The 21,450-nt window shown below is 58.1% G+C and carries 12 protein-coding genes and 1 riboswitch; of the genes, 5 read left to right on the top strand and 7 right to left on the bottom strand.

Going from position 1 to position 21,450, the window contains the following annotated elements; translation table 11 throughout:
* The 4 genes from AC0AII_RS07200 to AC0AII_RS07185 all read right to left on the bottom strand — a co-directional run bounded on the left by AC0AII_RS07200 (window position 1) and on the right by AC0AII_RS07185 (window position 5,373).
* Complete coding sequence (locus tag AC0AII_RS07200; RefSeq protein WP_490446645.1) at window positions 1-1,275, bottom strand: Fe-S-containing protein; 1,275 nt, start codon at window positions 1,273-1,275, stop codon at window positions 1-3.
* A gap of 13 nt (window positions 1,276-1,288) precedes the next feature.
* The gene (locus AC0AII_RS07195; RefSeq protein ID WP_110417790.1) at window positions 1,289-1,912 is read right to left on the bottom strand and encodes an iron transporter; all 624 of its coding nucleotides are present in this window, start codon (window positions 1,910-1,912) and stop codon (window positions 1,289-1,291) included.
* Window positions 1,909-3,723, bottom strand: a complete 1,815-nt coding sequence (locus AC0AII_RS07190; protein WP_490446644.1) for an FTR1 family iron permease — start codon at window positions 3,721-3,723, stop codon at window positions 1,909-1,911. Before AC0AII_RS07190 ends, AC0AII_RS07195 begins: the two co-directional genes overlap by 4 nt.
* Before the next feature lie 159 nt (window positions 3,724-3,882).
* A complete protein-coding gene (locus AC0AII_RS07185; protein WP_490446643.1) occupies window positions 3,883-5,373 on the bottom strand; it encodes an amino acid permease in 1,491 nt (496 codons plus the stop codon).
* A gap of 302 nt (window positions 5,374-5,675) precedes the next feature.
* On the opposite strand from AC0AII_RS07185, the gene AC0AII_RS07180 reads away from it, so the two are divergent.
* Window positions 5,676-7,139, top strand: a complete 1,464-nt coding sequence (locus AC0AII_RS07180) for an amino acid permease (protein WP_490446642.1) — start codon at window positions 5,676-5,678, stop codon at window positions 7,137-7,139.
* A gap of 15 nt (window positions 7,140-7,154) precedes the next feature.
* Here AC0AII_RS07180 and AC0AII_RS07175 read toward each other — a convergent pair whose 3' ends face one another.
* Window positions 7,155-8,168 carry a LacI family DNA-binding transcriptional regulator gene (locus AC0AII_RS07175; RefSeq protein ID WP_463317861.1) on the bottom strand — a complete coding sequence of 338 codons (1,014 nt, stop codon included), beginning with the start codon at window positions 8,166-8,168 and terminating at the stop codon, window positions 7,155-7,157.
* Between the two features lie 123 nt (window positions 8,169-8,291).
* Between AC0AII_RS07175 and AC0AII_RS07170 the strand changes: the two genes are divergently transcribed.
* The 4 genes from AC0AII_RS07170 to AC0AII_RS07155 all read left to right on the top strand — a co-directional run bounded on the left by AC0AII_RS07170 (window position 8,292) and on the right by AC0AII_RS07155 (window position 14,148).
* On the top strand, window positions 8,292-9,557 hold the full coding sequence (locus tag AC0AII_RS07170; RefSeq protein ID WP_490446641.1) for an MFS transporter: 1,266 nt from the start codon (window positions 8,292-8,294) through the stop codon (window positions 9,555-9,557).
* A 49-nt stretch (window positions 9,558-9,606) separates the two neighbouring features.
* A complete protein-coding gene (locus tag AC0AII_RS07165) occupies window positions 9,607-10,473 on the top strand; it encodes an alpha/beta fold hydrolase (RefSeq protein WP_273398768.1) in 867 nt (288 codons plus the stop codon).
* Between the two features lie 214 nt (window positions 10,474-10,687).
* Window positions 10,688-10,866: riboswitch (Lysine riboswitch) on the top strand.
* 96 nt (window positions 10,867-10,962) lie between these two features.
* Window positions 10,963-12,438, top strand: a complete 1,476-nt coding sequence (locus tag AC0AII_RS07160; RefSeq protein ID WP_144084840.1) for an amino acid permease — start codon at window positions 10,963-10,965, stop codon at window positions 12,436-12,438.
* A 204-nt stretch (window positions 12,439-12,642) separates the two neighbouring features.
* Window positions 12,643-14,148: an amino acid permease gene (locus AC0AII_RS07155; protein ID WP_490446640.1), complete on the top strand. Its 1,506-nt coding sequence runs from the start codon at window positions 12,643-12,645 to the stop codon at window positions 14,146-14,148.
* A gap of 202 nt (window positions 14,149-14,350) precedes the next feature.
* Here the strand turns inward: AC0AII_RS07155 and AC0AII_RS07150 are convergent, their stop codons facing one another.
* Both AC0AII_RS07150 and AC0AII_RS07145 read right to left on the bottom strand, forming a co-directional pair.
* On the bottom strand, window positions 14,351-20,152 hold the full coding sequence (locus tag AC0AII_RS07150) for an Ig-like domain-containing protein (protein WP_490446639.1): 5,802 nt from the start codon (window positions 20,150-20,152) through the stop codon (window positions 14,351-14,353).
* Between the two features lie 544 nt (window positions 20,153-20,696).
* A complete protein-coding gene (locus AC0AII_RS07145) occupies window positions 20,697-21,389 on the bottom strand; it encodes a helix-turn-helix transcriptional regulator (RefSeq protein WP_490446638.1) in 693 nt (230 codons plus the stop codon).
* Window positions 21,390-21,450 lie beyond the last annotated feature (61 nt).

Below are 21,450 nucleotides of genomic sequence, written 5' to 3'. Positions count from 1 at the left end.
TCAGCTCTTGAAGTGCGATGACAGGGCATCCAGGTCGGCGGTGCTGATCAGTATGGCGCCCCGGCCGGTTTTGTAGGGCAGGGGGACGGGATTACAGCCGCCCTTGAACCCGATGGTGGCCAGGTTGATGGCTACGTCGCACTTCTTGCAGATGATCTTGCCGTCTTTTTCGTAGTAGCCTGCATCCCCGCAGTTATCGCAGGCATCCAGCCCTACCCCGTAGGCCGCGCCATTCTTGCGGATGATGATGAAGCGCATCTCGGTGCCGTCCTTGGCCCGGTAGCTGAATCGATGCAGGTGGCCATCCTCCACCTGGGAGAAACGGATGGTAGCCGTTTCGGCAGTAAGAGAATAGCGTTCCGGAGGCGAAAGCACGGGCACCTGGTGGGCCTTGGCGGTACCCACCGTCAGGGCCAGGGTGACGCCGATCATGGCCACCAGGCTCCAGACCGCTGACGCCAGGGCCCGTCGACGGAAGGCCCGGTGGCTGCGGTCGTCAGCTGTGGAGGCTCCGGTCACCGGCATGCGCCAGCCTGCAACCAAGCAGGCGATAACAGGAATGATGAAGACCAGAACCTGGGCAAGAACTAGATTCAGATCAGCATTGTATCCCAGGGCCATGACCCGGAAGGCCCAGCCGTGCAGAAGAACCAGGCCGGTGGTCTGCATCAGGGCCACCAGGGCTACGCCGTGCCGGACCAGCAGCAGGACCACCATGAGCAGGGCGGCCAGACGGAAGGCTACCCGGGGGCAGGAGGTATGCATGGTCCTCAGAATGGCAGCCACTATCACAGCGGCAGCCAGGCCGAGCAGGAAGCCCAAGGCCCTCAGAAGCATGGCCGAGGTCATCACCGGCTCCCCCGGCTCCACGAAAGCCGTAAGCTGCAGGATGACATCAGGCAGGGCACGGAAGGCGGTCAGGGCTATGGCCAGGGCTGCCAGAGCGTTGGCCAGATCCATGGCCCAGGGGCGGCGATGCCAGTCTGAAACCAGCCGGTCGGCGGCCAGCACCACCGCGATGGCCGCCAGATCGGCCAGAACGCAGGCCACCAGGGTCGGATAGTTGACCATGGTCCGGCGGTTGATGATCACGGTGGCGCGCAGGAGGGCGAAGACCAACGCCCCCAGCACGCCGACCCCCAGGCCAATCAGTCGCCAGGAGGAGGAGCGGGGCCGATCGCGGCCCTCGCCAACCCCCAGAAGCACGCTGAAAACCATGACCAGGAGGGCCGGGGCCAGCGTCCCCGGCAAGACCGTGACAAATTGTTCAAGCATGGTGCATGGCAGCTTACCACTGGTGGGGCGTGTAGTCCCAGTCCCAGCTGACCACGATGGGCTCGGTCCAGAAGTGTCCCTTCACGCCGGTCTCCGGGTCGACGTGCAGCATCCAGCCCTTCTTCTCAGGAGAGTCGATGGAATAGGTCAGCTTGTAGGATCCGGCCTTCTCCATCTTGATGTTGGCCCCGTAATGTGGGCCATCCGAGGCGTTCATCTGCATGAAGGTGCCGGACTGCTTGTCGTTGGGATCATCCTTGTTCTGAATGGTGTAGTTGACGGTCAGATCCGGAACGAACTCGCCCTTGGCATAGCCCAGGTTGTTGTTGGGCAGAGCATGGATGTCAGCCTCCAGGTGCAGGCTGGCATCCGCTGCCTTCAGCCCCATGGAGGCGGGCTCCATGTCGATGGGCTGGAAGAAGACCGTGCCGATGTTCAGGGGACCCTTCTGCTGATCGTCGGGCGGGATGGGGATCTCCTCGAACCCGGCCCCCTTGCCCGCCGAGGACTGGGAGGCACCGGAGGCCTCAGGCGCTTGGGCCTCACGGGTGCCTGACCCGCTGGAGCCGCACCCCGCCAGGGCCAGGGTGCCTGAGAGCACCAGCGCGACCAAGGCCGTCAATTGTCTCTTCTTCATGATTGTCCTTCGCTCTTTGGTGTTTGCATGGATGCCGTGACCTCAGAGGGCACAGCCCCTTCGGCAGCCTGCTCGGTTTCCGTCTGAAGAACGGTTGCCGACGTCGACCCGCCGGAGTCCTGATTCGACCGCGACCGCTCCTGCCTGTGCAGGCGGCGGGTCGACACAATTGCCAGCACGACCACGACCAGGGCCGCCAGGATCTGGGCGCCGATGGTCTGCGTGTAGGGATACAGCCCGATCCAGTCGCTGGTGGGCACGCCGGGCAGGTAGGTGGCCGGCACCAAGTCGCCCTCGATCAGGGCATGTACGCCGCCCCCGGCGAAGATGACCACCATGACCGCCATGAGCAGGCTGGTGATGATGAAGAAGGGCCGGATGGGGATCTTGACCGAGGTGAAGCGGATGAGCACGAAGACGATGACCAGGACCACGGCGGCGGCCGCAAAACCGGTCCAGATCTCCCGTGAGCCGCCAGGGGCCATGGCGAAGATGGCCTGGTAGAACATGACCGTCTCAGCCCCCTCCCTGAAGACCGCCAGGAAGGAGAGCAGGGCCAGGGAGATCACGCTGCCCTTCGAGATGGCCGCCACCGTCCGGCTTTGAATGTAGTGGTTCCAGGATTCCACAGAGGACTTGGACAGCATCCAGTTGCTGGTGTAGAGCAGCATGAGCATGGCCACCAGTGCCACCACGCCCTCCAGGATCTCCTGCTGGGGACCGTTCCCGTTGAAGAGCAGGGTGAAGAGCAGGGCCACCAGCCCGCTGGCCACCAGACCTGCCGCAATGCCCCAGTAGATGTGCCGAATCTTGTCTTTATGGCCGGCCTTGACCAGGTAGGCGATGATGGCCGCTACCACCAGGATGGCCTCCAGACCCTCCCTCAGCAGAACCACGAAAGCCTGGCCGAAGGCGGAAGTCAGGAAGGACGTCCACCCATTGACCTGGTCTGCGACGCCCCCGTCCAGAGTGGCTGCGTCCTCGACCAGCATGCTCTTCAGGTCGTTCACCAGGGTCTTGGCCGGTTTGCCGGCCACCATGGCCATCCGGGTCTCCTTGAACTGGTATTCCACCTGAGAGACCCTGTTGCCACTGATGGCGTTCATGACGTTCTTCTCGAAGCCCAGCTTTTCGTAATACTGGTAATAGGCCTTGTTGACCAGGTCGGATCCCGCCTGGCCCTGCCCCTTGGAAGCCTGCGCGAGCGCCTGATCCAGAATGGGCGTCATCTCGTGGGCCACCTGGGTCCAGGTCCGGTCGCCCTTGCCGGTGTTCCGATGCTTCTTGGCTGCGTCCAGCCGTCGACGATCCGCCTTGATCTGCTCCTGCTGGGCCTTGGCGTAGGCACGGGGATTGGCCAGCCCTTGGGTGGCATCCAGCTGGGTGGCCGCAGCAGCCAGATCGGCCTTGAGCTTTTCACTGCCCTGGGTCAGGGCCTGCCCGGCATCCGGGGCATAGGCCTGATTCTGCAGGGCCTGGAACTGCCCATCCAGAGCGTTGCGCCTATCCTGCCCCAGGGTCGACTCGACCACCGAGACGAATCCGGATCCCACATAGCTTACGTTGTAGGCCCCCATGAATTGCGAGGCCGCCCCGGCATGATCCCCCCGGGCATAGTCCTCGCACCCTCTATCCAACTGATGGGATACTGAGCCAGCCACCTGGGCCCAGCTGTCATAATCCGTGGCTCCGCTCGCCGCCATGGCCGACTGCGGGGTCTGCAGGACCAGGAATATCAGGGCCAACAGCAGGCACGAGAGCAGGGAGCCAGCGGTCCTGGCCACTCGTGTCCTGCCGACCTGTGCAACCATGGGCGATGATCTCCTTCGTCAGTCCCTCGTAATCGAACCTGCGAGAAACGAGGGCCGATTTGACAACTACCGAAAATCAATCTAGCTCAAGCACAAGTGGAAAAACAGACTTGTTTATAGTGTTTTAAGGCCATATAATGCGCCCGCGCTCGCAGACGGTCAGTCGCCCGGCAACGGCTCACCCCTGTGCTTCCACAGGCAGATGCCGCCGAAGACCAGCAGCCAGACCAATCCCAGTATGGCTGGATACCTAGTGTCGGAAGCCAGGAAGAGCGAGAGGTAGATCAGGACGAAGAAGGCAATGGCAATGGCCCCGGTCACCCGGTAGGCCGGCATGATGAACCCGTCAGGCATGAAGTCCGGGCTGGTCCGGTAGCGGCGGTGAGCAAGCAGGGTCAGGATGTAGATGAATATGATGACCGCGCTGGAGCAGGAGGTGAACAGGACGAAGGTGTCCTCGAAGCCGGGCAGCAGATGCAGCACCGGAGACAGGAGGATCAGTACCCCGGACAGAATGATGGCCCGGGCGGGCACCTTGCCGCGGCGCGAGATCGTATGCAGACTGCGCATCACCGGAGAGTGGCCGGCGGCGGCCAGCTGGAAGAGGTTGCGGCCGGCGGAGTAGAGCAGAGAGTTCAGCGAGGAGCTGGCTGCCGTGATGACCACGAAGAAGACCAGGGCGGCCGCCCAGTCGACGCCGGCGTAGCGGAAGACCATGACGAAGGGCGAGGTGAAGCTGCCGTCGGCGTTGGGGCGGAAGGAGCGCCAGGGCACGATCAGCATGATGGCGACCAGGGCGCCCACGTAGAAGATCAGCACCCTCAGGATGATCTGGTTGATGGCCTTGGGCAGGACCTTGCGGGGATTCTGGGTCTCGGAGACGGTGACCCCCACGAATTCGATCATCTCGTAGGCGAAGAAGACCATCTGGAAGCTCATGAAGAAGGCCATCCACCCGTTGGGCGCCAGGCTCAGACCGGTGGTGATGTTGTCCAGGCCCGCATGACCGGCCGGGCTGATCCGATCCTGGCCCGGCATGTGAACGGCCGGATAGTGGAAGCCCATGATGACCATGACCACAGCCGTGACGATCATGGCCAGGATCAGGGTGATCTTGATCATGGAGAACCAGAACTCGGTCTCCCCGAAGACCCGCACGGCAATCAGGTTGATGCACACCATGGCCGCCAGGAAGCAGAGCTCGATCAGACCCCGCCAGGCACTCAGATCAATGCCGAAGGTGCCGAAGAAAGTGACGAAGTAGGTGCCCACGGCAGTCAGCTCGGACATGCCGATCAGGATGAGCACGATCCAGTAGGACCAGCCGGCGAAGGACCCCCACCCCTGGCCCAGGTAGCGGCTGATGAAGGCGATGAAGGTGTGCTGGACGGGGCTGCGATACATGAGCTCGCCGATGGCTCGCATGAGCAGGTACATGATCAGCCCCACCCCGATGTAGACCAGGATGATGGAGGGGCCGGTCAGGGCTATGGACTTGCCCGACCCCAGGAAGAGCCCGGTGCCAATGGTGCCGCCGATGGCGATGAACTGTACATGACGGTTGCTCAGACCGCGTTCCATGCCGTCGCCTGCCGAGGCGCTGTCACCTTGATTCTGCTGTGCCAAAGGGCCATTGCCCGTACGGTTCATGCGACTGCACCTCCTTGTCTTCACAACCCATTACTTATCGCCGTCCAGAAAGGGATATCCCATCAAGGCCGGTAGGACAGCAATACCACAGAGGTGTCGATAACCGGGAGCAGACGGCAGGCACCGACGCCCATGGTAGGACCTGACGGTCACCATCCGGTGAATTGACCGTCTCATATGACGGACGCTTCTGTTCCACAATGCAAAGGCATGCTCATTCCGCTTGGGCCGGCTCCTATAGGGTTGGCCCTGTCAGCCGGTCACATTCAGCTGACCACTACCACCTAAGGAATGACATCCCCATGGATCAACCCAAGGAGTCGCAGAGCAAGGATCTGCGCAAAACCCTGAAGAACAGGCACATCCAGCTCATCTCGCTGGGCGGCGCCATCGGAACGGGACTCTTCTACGGGTCCGGGGAATCCATCTCATTGGCAGGGCCGGCCATCATCATCGCCTACCTGATAGGCGGTCTGGCCATCTTCATGATCGTCAGGGCCATGAGCGAAATGAGCGTGGAAGACCCCAAGTCCGGCGCTTTCAGCTACTATGCCACCCGCTACTGGTCCAAGCGGGCGGGCTTTGTGTCGGGATGGAACTACTGGATGAACTACGTCCTGGTATCCATGGTTGAGCTGTCCGTGGTGGGCACCTTCGTCAACTTCTGGTTCCCGGCAATCCCCGCCTGGGTCTCTGCGGCCTTCTTCCTGGTGGTCATCACGGCCGCCAATCTGATGGGAGTCAGCAAGTTCGGCGAGTTCGAGTTCTGGTTCGCCATCATCAAGATCGCGGCCATCGTCGCCATGATCATCGGCGGCCTGGCTGTCGTGGTCATGGCCCTGCCCACGGCCAACGGACTGCGGGCCTCCTTCGCCAATTGGTTCACCGTGGGTGGCGGCTTTCTGCCCAACGGACTCATGCGGCACGGGGCCAATGGCCAGTGGACCGGTCTGCTCATGTCGCTGGCGGTGGTCATGTTCAGCTTCGGCGGCACCGAGCTCATCGGCATCACCGCTGGAGAGGCCTCCGATCCCCGCCGGACCATCCCCAAGGCCACCAACGCCATCATCTGGAGGATTCTGGTCTTCTACATCCTGACGCTTGGGGTGATCATGGCCGTAGTCCCCTGGAATGCCATCGGCAAGCCGAACGCGCAGGGCATGGTTGTCAGCCCCTTCGTCCAGATATTCGACTCGGTGGGAGTCCACGCGGCCGCAGGCATCCTCAACTTCGTCTGCCTGACTGCGGTCATGAGCGTTTACAACTCGGCCCTCTACTCCAACTCCCGCATGCTCTTCTCCCTGGCCCGGCAGGGCAATGCCCCCCGGTACCTGAGCCGCCTGTCCAAGGGCGGCGTGCCCTACGCAGGAGTGCTGACCTCGGCCTGCATTATCGCCCTGGCCGTGGTCGTGGTCTTCCTCTGGCCCCAGTTCGCCTTCAACTATCTGATGAGCATCGCCACGATCTCGGCCATCATCAACTGGTCCATGATCATGGTGACCGAGATGCTCTTCCGGCGTGCCGTGGCACGAGGCGAGGGGCCGGGCGACCTGGCCGGCAAGACCGGGAAGGAAGCCCTGGATGCCCTCCACTTCAAGCTCCCCTGGGCCCGGGTGACCCCCTGGCTGGTCCTGGCCTTCATGGCCTTCGTGGTGGTGCTCATGTATTTCTCCCCCAGCTACCGGGTGGCAGTCATCGCCGGGCCCATCTGGCTGGCCATCCTCCTGGTGGCCTACCAGCTGACCCATCGGCACAGGCGCGACTAAGGGGCCCGGCCCAAATCAGGCCGACTGTCTCTCAACGACCCATATGCGTGGCGTATGATTCAATGTCTTGCCGAGATTGTCCCCACATTCGCTGGCTTCAACAATGGCATCGATATAGGCAAAGACAACATTGTCGTAATCGATACTTGTCAATGATGGCTGCAGATAGGCAGCAATGGGGTCATTATCGACTCCGATGATGCGCAGGCCTCGGGGAATTTCGATGCCCTTGTCCTTGACCCTGGAGATCAGAAGCGCGGCCAGCTGATCATTGTAGACGCAGACCCCATCGCATTTGTTCTCGACCAAGCAATTCACCAGAGCGTCTGCCGACTGGCCGTGGTCATGCCATGAGATATTGGCATTCAGTACCAGATTCCGCCCCCCTGCAGCGAGTCCTCGTCGTACACCTGCCAGCCTCGACCCACAAATGGCGCTGTTGCTCGAGGTTGTGGTACCGACATAGGCGATGCGCTCGCAGCCCTTGTCCATGAGGTATCCGGCCTGTTGAGCGCCAACGGATTCCTGAAAATCACCAAACAGCTCTACGGGAGGCAGGCCGTTGTGCTTTTTCCTGGAAGGCCGGAAGAACTCGACCAGAGGAATATGAAGCCTCTTCAGAAGGTCCTTGTCTTCATTAGATAGCTGGAAGAAGGGAACCACAACGCTGGGTGTGATTTCTTCCAGGAGCTGCTTCAACGGAGTGGTCGATCCTGCGGTCTTCGAAAAGAGGCAGGTCAGCCCTCGGTCGTGGAGACTCCGGCTCAGTACATTCGTTGCTTCATCGGCCTTGAGCGAGGGCTCGGAATCCACGGTAAGGCATAAGACAACGGTGCCCCTGCCACGTTGCAGTACCCTCCCGGCCGCGGAAGGAACAAACCCCAAGTCATCGGCTGCCTTGATGACTTTCTGCCTGGTCTTCTCAGGGATCGATGCGTCACGATGATTGAGAACGAGGCTGACCGTGGTACGCGAGACACCGGCTTGATCAGCCACATCCTGGCTACGAACCACCCTCTTCTTCGCCACTGGTTCGCTCCTTCCCGGAGGTCTATTTGACATATCTGTCAATCAGTATATTATTACGTGGTAACACGTGTTAGTAGCACGCGTTACCACACTTCATACCATGTACGGCCAAAGGAGCTCGTCGTGAATGAAACTACCCAGAAACCGGCCAGAGACAAGGTCAGCGTCAATCGAATACTAATACTGCTTTTCCCAACCATCATCGGTGTATATGGAGTCTATCAGGCCATAGGACAAGTACTGCTGCCGGCCCAGATCGTCAGCATCGACCCCACAAATAAGGTGCATGATACAGCCATGATCTCCTTTGTGAATTCACTGGTCGGAACCATCATCCTCCCTGTGGGTGCCGCTATTTCGGACCGGACACGGAGCAGGTTCGGCAGAAGGACTCCCTGGCTCATTATCTCCGCACTTGGAACAGCCCTGACCTGCATAGGCATGGGCTTCATGACCGGCATCGCAGGTCTGGTCGTCATGGCCGGCCTGGTCTGGTTGTTCGCCAACTGGTTCCAAGGTGTTATCTATGCAGTCATTCCGGACAGGATCCCTGAAGACAAGCGCGGGGTGGCATCATCGGTGACCGGACTGGGGGTTCCCGTGGGAATCCTCGTCTTTGTCAATCTCGCCTCCCGAACAGGTCAGCACTGGGGATACCTCCTGGTCGGACTCTTCCTCCTTGTAGCAGCAGTGGTGTTCTGCATATTTGCCCCCGAACCTTCATCATTGGAGAACCTGCCCCAGGAACCGAAGGAGAAGAAGCGGAAGACCTTCAACTTCAAAGAAATAGGCCATTTCTTCTCAGCCTTCCTGCATTGGGACTTCACCATGGCCTTCATCTCCCGATTCACCTTCTACTTTGCCGCCTTTGCCATTTCAAGCTTCACCTTCTACGTGCTGACCGACTACATCGGCACAAAGAACATCCCGGGGCAAAACCCGACGACCGCGGTGGCAACCATTTCATCCATACAGACCGTGGCCCAGATCATCGCCATCATAATCTTCGGAAAACTCGCTGACATGCTGGACCGCCGTAAGTTGGTCGTGGCCATGTCGTCAATCGTCTACATGGTCTCCTTTATAGTCCCCCTGGTCATGCCGAACTGGATCGGCATGGTCATCTACGCCATCATCAATGGTGCAGCCGGCGGGGTCTACTTCTCCGTCGATATAGCCGTCATGTCCCTCGTCCTTCCCTCCAAGGCCGACGAGGGCAGGGACCTGGGCATTCTGGCCGTTGCGACTTCCGTACCGGCCGCTCTCTCACCCCTGGTCGGATCCATGCTGATCAGCGCCACCGGCACCTACGCAGCAGTCTTCGTCTTCGGGATTCTCACGTCATTCCTGGGAGGCGTATTCACCATGCTGATTCGCTCGGTCAGGTAACCACCGCACAAGCCGCCACTAACCATAATCAGAGAAAGGAAATACTGTCATGCCCTACGCAAAGAACGGCAATATAACCATTTACTACGAATCTGCAGGCCCCAAGGACGGGGCACCCCTTATCCTGGTCGCCGGGTATACCTCCCAACTAGTCAGCTGGGATAAGGACCTGACCAGACTTCTTAATCAACAAGGAATCCGGACCATAGTCTTCGACAACCGCGACGTCGGACTGTCCAGCCAGACCGGGTCACCGGACCAGACCGGCAAACTCTACGATGTGACCGACATGGCCAAGGATGTTCTGGCCATCGCCGACGCCGAAGGCCTTGAACGGTTCAACATCATGGGTGTTTCCATGGGAGGCATGATTACCCAGCAGATTCTGGCCGAGTATTCCCAACGGATATCCTCGGCCATCATCGGGTTCACCGCCCCCTCCCAACATCTCGAATGGTTGACTTCCAAGGAATCCGCGGCCGACGAGGGTGGCAACGTGGGATTGGATGTGGCCTCATCACGGGAAGAAGCCGTCAATCTATTCGTCACCCGCGAGCGAGCCTGCCATACGACCTCGGCTTATCCCTTCAATGAAGAGAAAGTGCGGGAACAGGGGATCCTCACCTATGACCGCTGCTACCGTCCGGACGGCTGGAGAAGACAGCAGGCGGCCATCGCGGACTTCATGGCCGATGAGGACAAACTGGCTGCGCTCGATCTGCCGGTCGCCGTCCTCCATGGGAGACGAGACCCCTTCTTCAGCCCGAAAGCCGGCATCCATATCGCCTCGCTCCTGAAGAACTCCGAATTGCATATATACCCGGGCATGGCTCACGAACTGCCGGAAGCGCTCTGGGACGACTTCGTTCGCATCATCACCAGGACTATAGAACAGGGCCAGAAAACCGAAAAATAAGCAAATCGGTGGGTGCCAAATTCGCAATTGCCGGATTTGGCACCCATCGATAAAACCGATACCCGACCGGCCATCACCGTACATGTTCCGCCATGGTCGGTTTATTATCGCCTGCGATCCAACCACCACCGGAGGCATCCACAAGCTTCGGGCCTGAATGCGGAACACGGGCGGTCCTTGTCGGAGAAATACTCTAGGCTAGTCTATGATTGCAAGCCACTGAAGAGGTCGCCGAACCTATCAGTAACCGGGATCAGACAGTGCGGTGTCGCCTATTCCCGGCGAAAGGAAGTCCGGCCGAAACGGTTCGGATCCGCCCATCCGACCCGTTGGGCCCGGGTCGAACAGATCCGGGACTGTCGCAACCAGATGTTGCGGAGCGCTATGTGCAGTGTCACAGACAGGCAACCCGCCTGGATTTCGCCTGAGCGGAACCGGCCGGAACCGTCGTCATAGGGCTCTCAGGTCAGTTCGAGGAGAAGAGCAGTCATGGCGACCAGGCAGGGCGGGAAAGACGACCCCTCCGCATCCGACGACCGGGTCCAACGCAACCTCAAGACCCGACACGTCACCATGATCGCCCTGGGCGGCTGCATCGGCACGGGCCTGTTCATGACCTCCGGATCCACCATCGCCAAGGCCGGACCCGGAGGCGCGCTGGTGGCCTACGCCGCCATGGGCCTCATGGTCTACTTCCTGATGACCAGCCTGGGCGAACTGGCCACCCACCTGCCCACTTCCGGCTCCTTCGCCGCCTACAACGCCCGCTACGTGGATCCGGCCCTGGGATTCGCCATGGGCTGGAACTACTGGCTGAACTGGGCCATCACCGTGGCTGTGGACATCTCTACCGCCGCCCTGCTGATCCAGTACTGGCTGCCCCACACCCCAGGATGGATATGGAGCCTGCTGGTCCTGGTGGTCATTTTCCTGATCAACGCCCTGACCGTGTCCACCTTTGGCGAGACCGAGTTCTGGCTCTCCCTGATCAAGGTAGTGACAGTGATCGTCTTCCTGGTCATCGGTCTGGCCATGATCTGCGGCATCATGTTCCGCCCGGCCGTGGGCCTGGGCAACTTCACCTACAAGGATGCGCCTTTCGTGGGCGGATTCCCCGCCATTCTCAACGTCTTTTTGATTGCCGGCTTCTCCTTCCAGGGCACCGAGCTGATCGGCGTCACGGCCGGCGAGTCCGAAAACCCCGGCAAGGCGGTACCCAAGGCCATCAATGATGTCTTCTGGAGGATCCTGCTCTTCTATATCCTGTCCATCTTCGTCATCGCCGCGCTGATCCCCTACACCAGCCCCAACCTGCTCAGCTCCGCCCAGGGGGACATCGCCATGTCGCCCTTCACCATGGTCTTCCAGCGGGCGGGTCTGGCCTCGGCGGCCAGCGTCATGAACGCCATCATCCTGACCTCGGTCCTCTCGTCCGCCAACTCAGGGGTCTACGCTTCCACCCGGATGCTCTACGCCCTTGCCAAGGACCATTACGCCCCGGCCTTCTTCGGGCATACCACCCGCCACGGCATCCCCATGGCCTCGCTGGTCGCCACCCTGGTGGTCTCCCTGGCCACCTTTGCCGCCAGCATCTTCGGCCAGCGGATCTACATGTGGCTGGTGGCCGCTTCGGGTCTGACCGGATTCATCGTCTGGATCGGCATCGCTCTGAGCCACTATCGCTTCCGCCGCGCCTGGGTGGTCCAGGGCCACCGGGTTGAGGAGCTGCGCTACCATGCCAAGCTCTTCCCCCTGGGGCCCATCCTGGCCCTGATTCTGTGCATCATCGTCATCGGCGGGCAGAACATCGAGGCCTTCGTCAACTGGAACTGGCAGGAGATCGGCGTCACCTACATCAGCGTGCCCCTGGTGCTTGCCCTCTACCTGGGCTACAAGATCCGGTACCATACCCGGATCGTGCCCCTGAAGACGATGGATTTGAGCGGGGATCCGGAATCGCTATGAACAATTGGTCAACTAGCATGACATATTGTGGCCATGGGAGGCGGAAAGCCACACCAGTGGCATAGACTCCCTAATCGTTCGAGGACCGGCTCAAGGACCCGGTCATATGAATCTGTTCCGGCATCCAGCCGGCATATCAGGAATCGCAATTTCAGTACGACCCCGGACTCCCCGGTGCGTCGCCCAGCCAAAAGGAGGAGGATCATGACGCAGAACACCAGCAATGCAGCGTCGAACACCAATCAATCCGACCGGGCCGGGCAAGAGCATCATGGCTACGGCAGCGTCAAGCGCAACCTCAAGACCCGCCACATCTCCATGATCGCCCTGGGCGGCTGCATCGGCACGGGCCTGTTCATGACCTCCGGCTCCACCATTTCCACAGCCGGCCCCGGCGGCGGACTTCTGGCCTACATAGCCATGGGCGTCATGGTCTACTTCCTGATGACCAGCCTGGGCGAACTGGCCACCCACCTGCCGGTGTCGGGATCCTTCGCCGCCTACAGCGCCCGCTACGTGGATCCGGCCCTGGGCTTCGCCATGGGCTGGGACTACTGGCTGAACTGGACCATCTCGGGTGCCGTGGACATCTCCACCGCCGCCCTGCTGATCCAGTACTGGCTGCCCCACACCCCAGGATGGATATGGAGCCTGCTGGTCCTGGTCATCGTCTTCCTGATCAACGCCCTGACGGTCTCCGCTTTCGGCGAGACCGAGTTCTGGCTCTCCCTGATCAAGGTGGCCACCATCATCGTCTTCCTGGTCATCGGCATGGCCATGATCTGCGGCATCATGTTCCAGCCGGCGGTCGGCCTGAAGAACTTCACCTACAAGGACGCCCCCTTCGTGGGAGGCTTCCCGGCCATCATGAGCGTCTTCCTGATCGCCGGCTACTCCTTCCAGGGCACCGAGGTGGTGGGCGTAACCGCCGGGGAATCCGAAAACCCCGGCAAGGCGGTCCCCAAGGCCATCAACGACGTCTTCTGGCGGATCCTGCTCTTCTATGTGCTGTCCATCTTCGTCATCGCCGCGCTGATCCCCTACACCAGCCCCAACCTCCTGGGTGCCTCTGACGGGAACATCGCCATGTCGCCCTTCACCCTGGTCTTCCAGCGGGCCGGCCTGGCCTCGGCGGCCAGCGTCATGAACGCAGTGGTGCTGACATCCATCCTCTCGGCCGTCAACACCGGGGCCTACGCCTCCAGCCGCATGCTCTACGGGCTGGCCAAGGACCACTATGCCCCGGCCATCTTCGCCAAGACCACCAAGCGGGGCATCCCCCTGGCAGCTCTGGTAGCCACGGTCTGCATGTCCCTGGCCACCTTCGCCTCCAGCATCTTCGGCCAGTCCTTCTACATGTGGCTGGTGACCGCCACCGGGCTGACCGGCTTCATCGCCTGGATCGGCATCGCCCTGAGCCACTTCCGCTTCCGGAGGGCCTTCAAGCTCCAGGGACACGACCTGAGCGAGCTCAAGTACCACTCCAAGCTCTACCCGCTGGGCCCAATCCTGGCCATGGTGCTCTGCATCATCGTCATCGCCGGACAGGACATCCCCTCCCTGCTCAGCCTGAACTGGTCACACATGGCCATGACCTACTTCAGCGTAGTGCTGGTCCTGGTCCTCTATCTGGGCTTCAAGTTCGTCAACCACACCAAGATCGTGCGCCTCAAGGATATGGACGTGTCCGGCGCCGAATCCGCCCGCTGAAGCTGTAGGTTCAGCGGACACCCTTGCAGAAAGGCCAGTCCTCTATAACAAACGGTGCCCCCACCCAAATGGAATTGACCATCTGGATGGGGGCACCGCTATGCCGGGGACACAGATCCCTAGTCCGGCTGCTTCATCTCATTGGAACATGCAAGGTGATCCATCCGTGAAGTATGGGATTGATATACCGGCAACCGGCGGTTCACCGCTCCGTCCTCCTTCTATTCCACAGAATCGCCACGGCTCCCGCCAATAGCAAGGCGGCTGCAGACAGCACAAGCACACGGACGGCGACACCTGTCGAGGTCAGCGTTCCAGTTTTCCCGTCGGTCTGCTTCTGAAAATCAGCTACCTCACGAAGCAAGCCTTCGAGTTCGTTGATTGCTGCATCAACCTGCGTCTGCGTAGCATGAGGATCCGCCAACACCTTTCGTGCCCCTGCCACAGCCCGTGCAAGACGCTCAGACAGTCCGGGAGAGCCCGCTATGGGCTGCAACTTTCCTGCCTGGTCGAGGACCGCCTTTAGACGGCTCTTATCAACCTTCGCAGAGCCGTGATTATCTGCATTCAGAGCTTGCAATGATGCCTGCGCCTGCACCAAATCGGACACAGCTCGATCCACCTGATCCTGGGACGCGCTTTCATCGTTCAACACCCCTTTGGCACGACTTAGCGCTTTGGAAAATTCCTGCCAGGACTGAGTGGTATAAGCCTTCTCCTGCAAAGTATCAGCCTCATTGACGGCTTTTTGCAGCGTTCGCTTATCAGCGGCAGGCTGTACCGAGGCTTTGCTCTTCAAACCTTTGATAGCTTGTTGCAAAGTTGCTGTGGCAGCATCGACCGCAGCCTGTCCCGCTTCGGGATCAAGCTGAAGACCCCGTGCCTTGTCAAGAGCAGTGCGAAGAGCAGCTACTGTGTCCTCCGTATAATCACTCTGTTTGATCGAGCCAGCCTGATTGATTGCCTCAATCAGACGCTCCTTATCTGCGCGTTTCGTCAAAGCCTGCCGTGCCGACGCAAGTTTATTGAACGCATCATCGACATCTTTCTGCGTAGCCTTTGCATCGTCCAGCAGTGTTCGAGCAACTTTCAAAGCCGAGCTGAAGTCACCCCAGGTCCCTGGCGTGTAGTCTTCCTCCTGGATGGCGGATGCTTCCTTGACTAGATTTGCGAGATTGGTCTTGTCGACTTTCTCCGTCTGGTCCGGAGCATGCACCTGCCATTCCGCTACGGCAACACCAAATGTCCCAGTGCCCTGGTGTGGATCTAGAACCAGGCGCAGCTTATCGGTGTATACAGAGGTGAAGTCTGCAGTACTCCAACCGCCATGGTCGGTGGCGTGATGCGCAGGATCATTGCGCACTGTGGCATAGTGGGCATGCTCCACATCCCGGAATTTTCCGTTCTCGTCCAGATATTGGATCTTCCAATTCCTGGGAATTTCCAATCCACCCTTGCTGTCATTGACAGTACGGAAATTAGCCCAGAACTGCACTCTGCTGGAGTCGATGGTGATTTTATGCGGCCAGTCATATTCAGCATACATTCCATCGACCGCCGCTCCCCAGGATCCCCATACTTTGGCATTGACATCAGCATCATCCTCTGATGGCCAAGTGTCATCGATGAGTATGCCATCATTGAGCTTGCCTTGTGCAGGTGACCAGGATGCTTCAGCACTGACCGATGAGGTCGCAGACTTTTCGACCCATCCCACTTCCTTCTGATACCGATCTACAACATGAACAGTCAACTTGGCTCGCGTTCCTGCGGCAACATCAGGCACCGCTCCTTCAACCGAGTAGTCGCCAGGACGCTGCAGATCAATGGCCGCCACCTGTTGAGCATCCCAAGTCACCGGCAGTCCGCTTTTGTGAACGCCGTTGTTGTAAATGCCTGTAACTGTGGAAGGCAGACGCAGAAGGGTCCTATCGCTTCCCGTATACACGGTCTGCTCACTTGGTTCGATACCGTTGATAAAGGGACTGTGCAGGTCAGATCGGACCCATACGGTCGCTGTCGATTTCTGGGAGGCACCAATCACGGTGCCACTCAGTTTGAACTCTCCTTCTGAAGACACCATATCCTTCGTTACCTGAGGCCAGAGCACGGTCAGATTCCTGCGCCAGCCTCCGCCATAGGCCACTTCTACCTTTGACGGCAACTGCGGCACATGACCGATTTCAGTAGGGAAATCCAGGTCAGGCACATTCAGTGGATCCTCAGCATAGGCTTCGAACTCACTGACTCCGACAATGGCGCCCTTGGGGAATACAGCTCGAATCCCATCGGTATCGACCTGATCAAAAAGCACGGTATTTGGTCCATCCTTATCGACACCATAAACCGAACCGGACCGCAGCTGGACATCCTTCCAGTTCCCGGAAGCCGCGTCATGGTATTGCAGCTTCCACGAACGAGCCATAGGCACCCCGCTATTGTCGGTCCAGAAATAGAGTGAGACCTTGCTGAGAGGGACTTGCCCGGGCCACTGCAGCTGCAGCCACGGCTCCTCTCCCGTATGAGGATCCCCCCAATTGTTCCAGCTGAGATTAGGCGTGCCGCTATCGTTGGAGGTATTGCCATCATTGACTACCTTGACATTCCCGCTGGGGAGGTAGCCATTGGTATAGCTGGCTGTAGCCTTGGCCTGAGGAGCTGTATTGAACAGACCGTCTGACGGGACTCCATGGACCCGTACATCTGCGTGGCTCTCCTTCTGCCCATCCGATGCAGTCAGTCGTAGGACATAGTCTCCTTCCAAATTGAACTTGACCGTGGTGGTCTGCGAGGAGGGATCGGCGAACGTCGCCTTTCCTGGGCCGGAAACCTGGGTCCAATTCGTTGTAAGCCGACCGAAGGGCATACCATCGTCCTTGACGACCCCAGATAGTTGTGCACCTTGTGAGCTGATTTTTGACACATAGGCCTGCACAGAAGGCGGCTGATTCTCCGCAGTAGGTGCAGGGATGCCCGTATGGTAAGCCTCAATCTCTTTCAAACCAGTACGTGCACCAGGCGCGTGGGTGAATGTGACCCTCAGTTTTCCTGTCTGTATTGCAGGGAACCTGATCAGGTTGTAATTGGCCTCGGGCACATTAGGCGATCGATATTGTTGCCCGATTTGCTTCCACTGGCCGGCTGCATCCTGATACTCCAGCCGGTACATAGTGGGTTCCGCATATCCCTGAATGGTGAAGTTCGCCGCTGTCTTATAAAAATAGAGACGGATTTCATCGACAGTCGATTGCCCCGCCAAGCTCACCTCTAGGGAATCGGTAGCGTTCGGCGAACCAGCGGTCCCCCAGAAGGGCTCGTTGATGGTGCTGCCGTCCACGGCGGCACCCGCTGGTTGGTTAGGAGCCTCGAAACTGGCTTTGACCTGAGCCCCACGAGCCAGATCGTTACGGTCAATTGCCCTGGGATCGATGTTGCGACCCGCCTTGGCGAAGATGTCTGTCACACGCGAATCAGCGGAATAGGTGACATTTTTGGCCTCCGCCAAGGATTCGCGGTCGAGAACGACCAAGGTCGCGGATGGATCTGCCTGATCCCCCAACCGGGCCTTTCCTGTATGCGCATCATAAAGAACATGCGTCAATTTGTCCGAAGTCATGACTCTCCGCCCTGAAAGATAGAGGGAGAATCCTGCCGGCCCGTGATAATGGCTGCCGTCCCGATCCCAGACGATTGTCATATCCTGCCCATGGTAGCTCAGATTGTTGATCGTGAAATAGTTCCAGCCTGGTATGGCTATAGGGTTCAGTTCGATTGTGGAATCCTGCCTAGGCACCAGACCTGCAACATCCTCGATCAAAGTCCAGTTCGTGGTTCCAAGCTGAGTGTGATGAATCCACGACCTATAGTCGATTCGCCCGCCATGTTCAGCGGTTGCCGTGTTCCAGAATTCATTTTGATCAGGATACCGGTTATCGCCGCCTTGATAGTGCGCGAAGGCATTCCAATACAGCAGCTTCTTGAACATTTCCTTGCTGATATAACCTTTGTCAGAAGCATGATACCGACGAATGCCTTGGGCATAAATACGGAACAGGGGTACAGAATTAATCACGGAGAAATTGTTGGAGTAAGTTTTCCCCGGGTTGGCTTCAGCTCTGGCCTTCACGTCCTTCTGGTTGGCGGTATAGAAAGGAAAGACGGGGAACTCATCAGCATCGGCGAACAGTCTCAGAGCGCTTTCATAATCATCCTTGTAATCAGCATCCCCCTGAGCCGGCATCAGACCAGCTGCGTATGGATAATAGTTGTTGTTCTCTTTCCACTTGGCGAATTGTCCGTTGTGTTCCCCGATGAACTTATGCTGGATGAGTTTGGTATCCGGGTTCCAAAGCTGCCCGAGGATCTGCGAGCGGATCTCATCTGCGGTACGCGACATCGCCTCCGCGCCTTCACTGTTGCCCGCCGTGGCGAATGCCTCCGAAGCTGCCTTGGCGTTCGCCCAGACCCAGGCGCTTTCAGCCCTGTCCATGGGTTCACGTTCGTGCTCAAAGAAAGAGACCGCGTCAGAATCATTGCCGGTCATGGAAGCCCAGTCCCAGTCGATAAGCTTGTTGCCGTTGCGATTGAAGGATGAATTCTTGGCCCCTATCAGCGCATTGACATCATTGCGCCCATAGGTTCCTATTGCCGCGGCAATGTCGGCGGGACCTCCATGCACCTTGAAAGATTCCCAGGCTGCATCGGTTATATACTGCGTGTAGCTGTTGTTCCAGCTCGTTCCGCCCGGGTTATCGACATATTGCCGGCTTTTGGATGTCTCGCCAGCAGCTACCCAGGAACCGTAAGCATATGTGGGATCACGAAGATACTTCAAATCATTGATGAACATGCAGGTGGTGAGCACAATGGAATTGTTGTATCCAAGCACTCCTTCAATGGCTGCAGGGAACTGGTAGGTATTCCCCGGCATATTGGCATCGATGAAATTGAAACGGCTGAGCCACCACCGGTAGAAAACCGTCTTGTCAATGTTAGGTTCAGGCGTTTCAATATAAGGGATATTATCAGCCCACCATTTGTTATACGCGGTGACGTGAGCCTTATAGGACTCTTCAGGCGTTTGAGAACGAACGCGTTCATACTCTTGCTTGGAGGAAGGAAGCTCCTCGGCAAGCAACCCAAGCTGGATTTTCCCAGTCTGCTCACTGTTGGAGGACAAGTGCAGGTCAGCGGTAAGATGGCCGTCCTCAGGACGCATGCCACTGCCCGAAAAGCGCGGATAGACAGTGGTCAAATCGCGGTTTGTCTTAACTACTCCGGTCAGCTCATCCCCGTTTTCAACGCTGGCCAGCGGCGAAGTGGCGCGCAAGGTCACATCGTTCGCTCCGCCCTTGTTGATAATTCGGTACTGGGCTACAAGAACATTGTCATTAGTGATGTACTTGACCAATTCCATGGATAAGGACGGATCGTTCGTCTCAAAACTTCCCCGCCAATAACTGGGGGTCTGCTTTCGCTTGTCAGCAACCTCATGAACAGTCAGCTTTTGTTGCCCCTTGTAAAAATCAACGGTAAAAGCGCCCTTGCTGCTGATCGTGTCCTTGTAGGCTACCTCGCCTCCAAACCCGAATACTGATGGTTCATGAGTACGCATATATGCAGCCCGGCCACGCGAAAATAGATACTGGTTCGTATCTGCGCCCTCGTAGGTATAGGTTCCGGCATCGTTGGTCCCCTTGCCGGTCGGCTGGTTGCCTTTTCTGGTGAGAATACGATCAATCCAAAAATCATGATCGGTATCTGTCCCCGCCCCCTGGGAAAGATCCTTATCAAAGACCTTCGAAAGATAGCCAGCAGAGGGATCATAGGCCTGTCCGCTAGCTGGAATCGGATTATCCACACCGCCGAAATGGGGATACCCGATCTCTGCATTCGCACTGGAATGCTCAGTAGCAGCCGCAGGCAGCACCCCTCCAGTGGCAAGCGTCGCCACCGCGGCAAAGGCGACCACCAGAGAGGTCAAACCTTTAGATAATTTGTACATACCACGTTCCTTTCGGACGCATTTGCAGTCAAGCCATGCAACTATCCACATCACTGTGAAACGGCACAGCCCAATGCCCAGCAATTTACCAAGCACGGAACAGCGAATGGCATTGATTTTGAAGCATCGAATTCAGTGTAAATCAGAGAATGCGCTTTCGCAAATCAAATGTTGGATTATCTAACTCTATTTTCGCGTTTTCGCTTTGTATTTTCTTCGTATCGTCGCCTTGCGAGCGACGCTTGAACCGTCAACATGCTAATACTCATTGTTCCGACTGATAATTGGTATCACCGACGGTGGTAGGCCGCAGGCACTAAAACAATCAGGCCTTATTCGGCCCTCCAACGGTGGAGAGGGGATAGACCGAATCGTTGCTACAGCCTCGTTTGCAATTTTCCACACAAACGATACAAGGCCGGGTTATCCCCTAACAATAGGCGCACAGCGCTGCCACACCCATGCTGCCAACACATAAGCCGCTGACCGCATATCTCATATCTCAAGATTCAAATAAGGTCAATCGAGACGCATAGACGGGCGATTACACCATCCGAAGGTATCTATAGGCCGTGGACTCCGAGATGGACAGCAGTCTGGCAACCTTCGCCACAGATCCCTTGATGTTGAAACAACCCTGGTCATTCAACCGCCGTATCGCATCAAGTCGCTGTTCAGGACTCAATTGATCGGCCCTCGCCCCTGCTCCGATGCAGGTTTGATCGATTACCTGTTCTATGACATCGTCCGCTGAAGCTACCAGGTTCTCTTCCTGCTGCTCGGAGTCATCACGGTCAGACACGGGGAAGTACATATCCTTCAACTGTTCGACCATATGCTCGATAGCCAGCAATGGCGCTTGATCGCTGTTAATGCACAGTGCTCCAACAATCTTCCCTCGGTGTCTTATCAGGTACGTAGAAGAGACAAGTAGGTTCTTATTGGTGGAAGACCTTCCCCGGTATCCAACCACGTAATCACTGCCATCAGGTGTTCCATCGCGCACAAGACGAAGCAAAAAATCGGTCGCCGGAGAACCGACTTCCCGCGAAGACACCTGACCATTAGCTATGGCAATGATCGAATTCTTCGTATTGGCAACATCATGCAACACCACTTCGGTTCTCGGTCCTAAAACCTCACCAAGAAAATTGACCAAAGGGATATACTGTTTCAGATATTGAGCATCATCTGCCGAATCAGACTCCTGATCGACTGTCCTGGCATTATGCACCATATGCGTTCACCCCATCGCATCTGTATACAACCATATTTCACACATACCTACAAAGGTCAGA

The organism is Bifidobacterium sp. VU/mBH4 (B4) (assembly GCF_058199535.1).
This window is presented reverse-complemented; position numbering and strand designations above follow the sequence as displayed.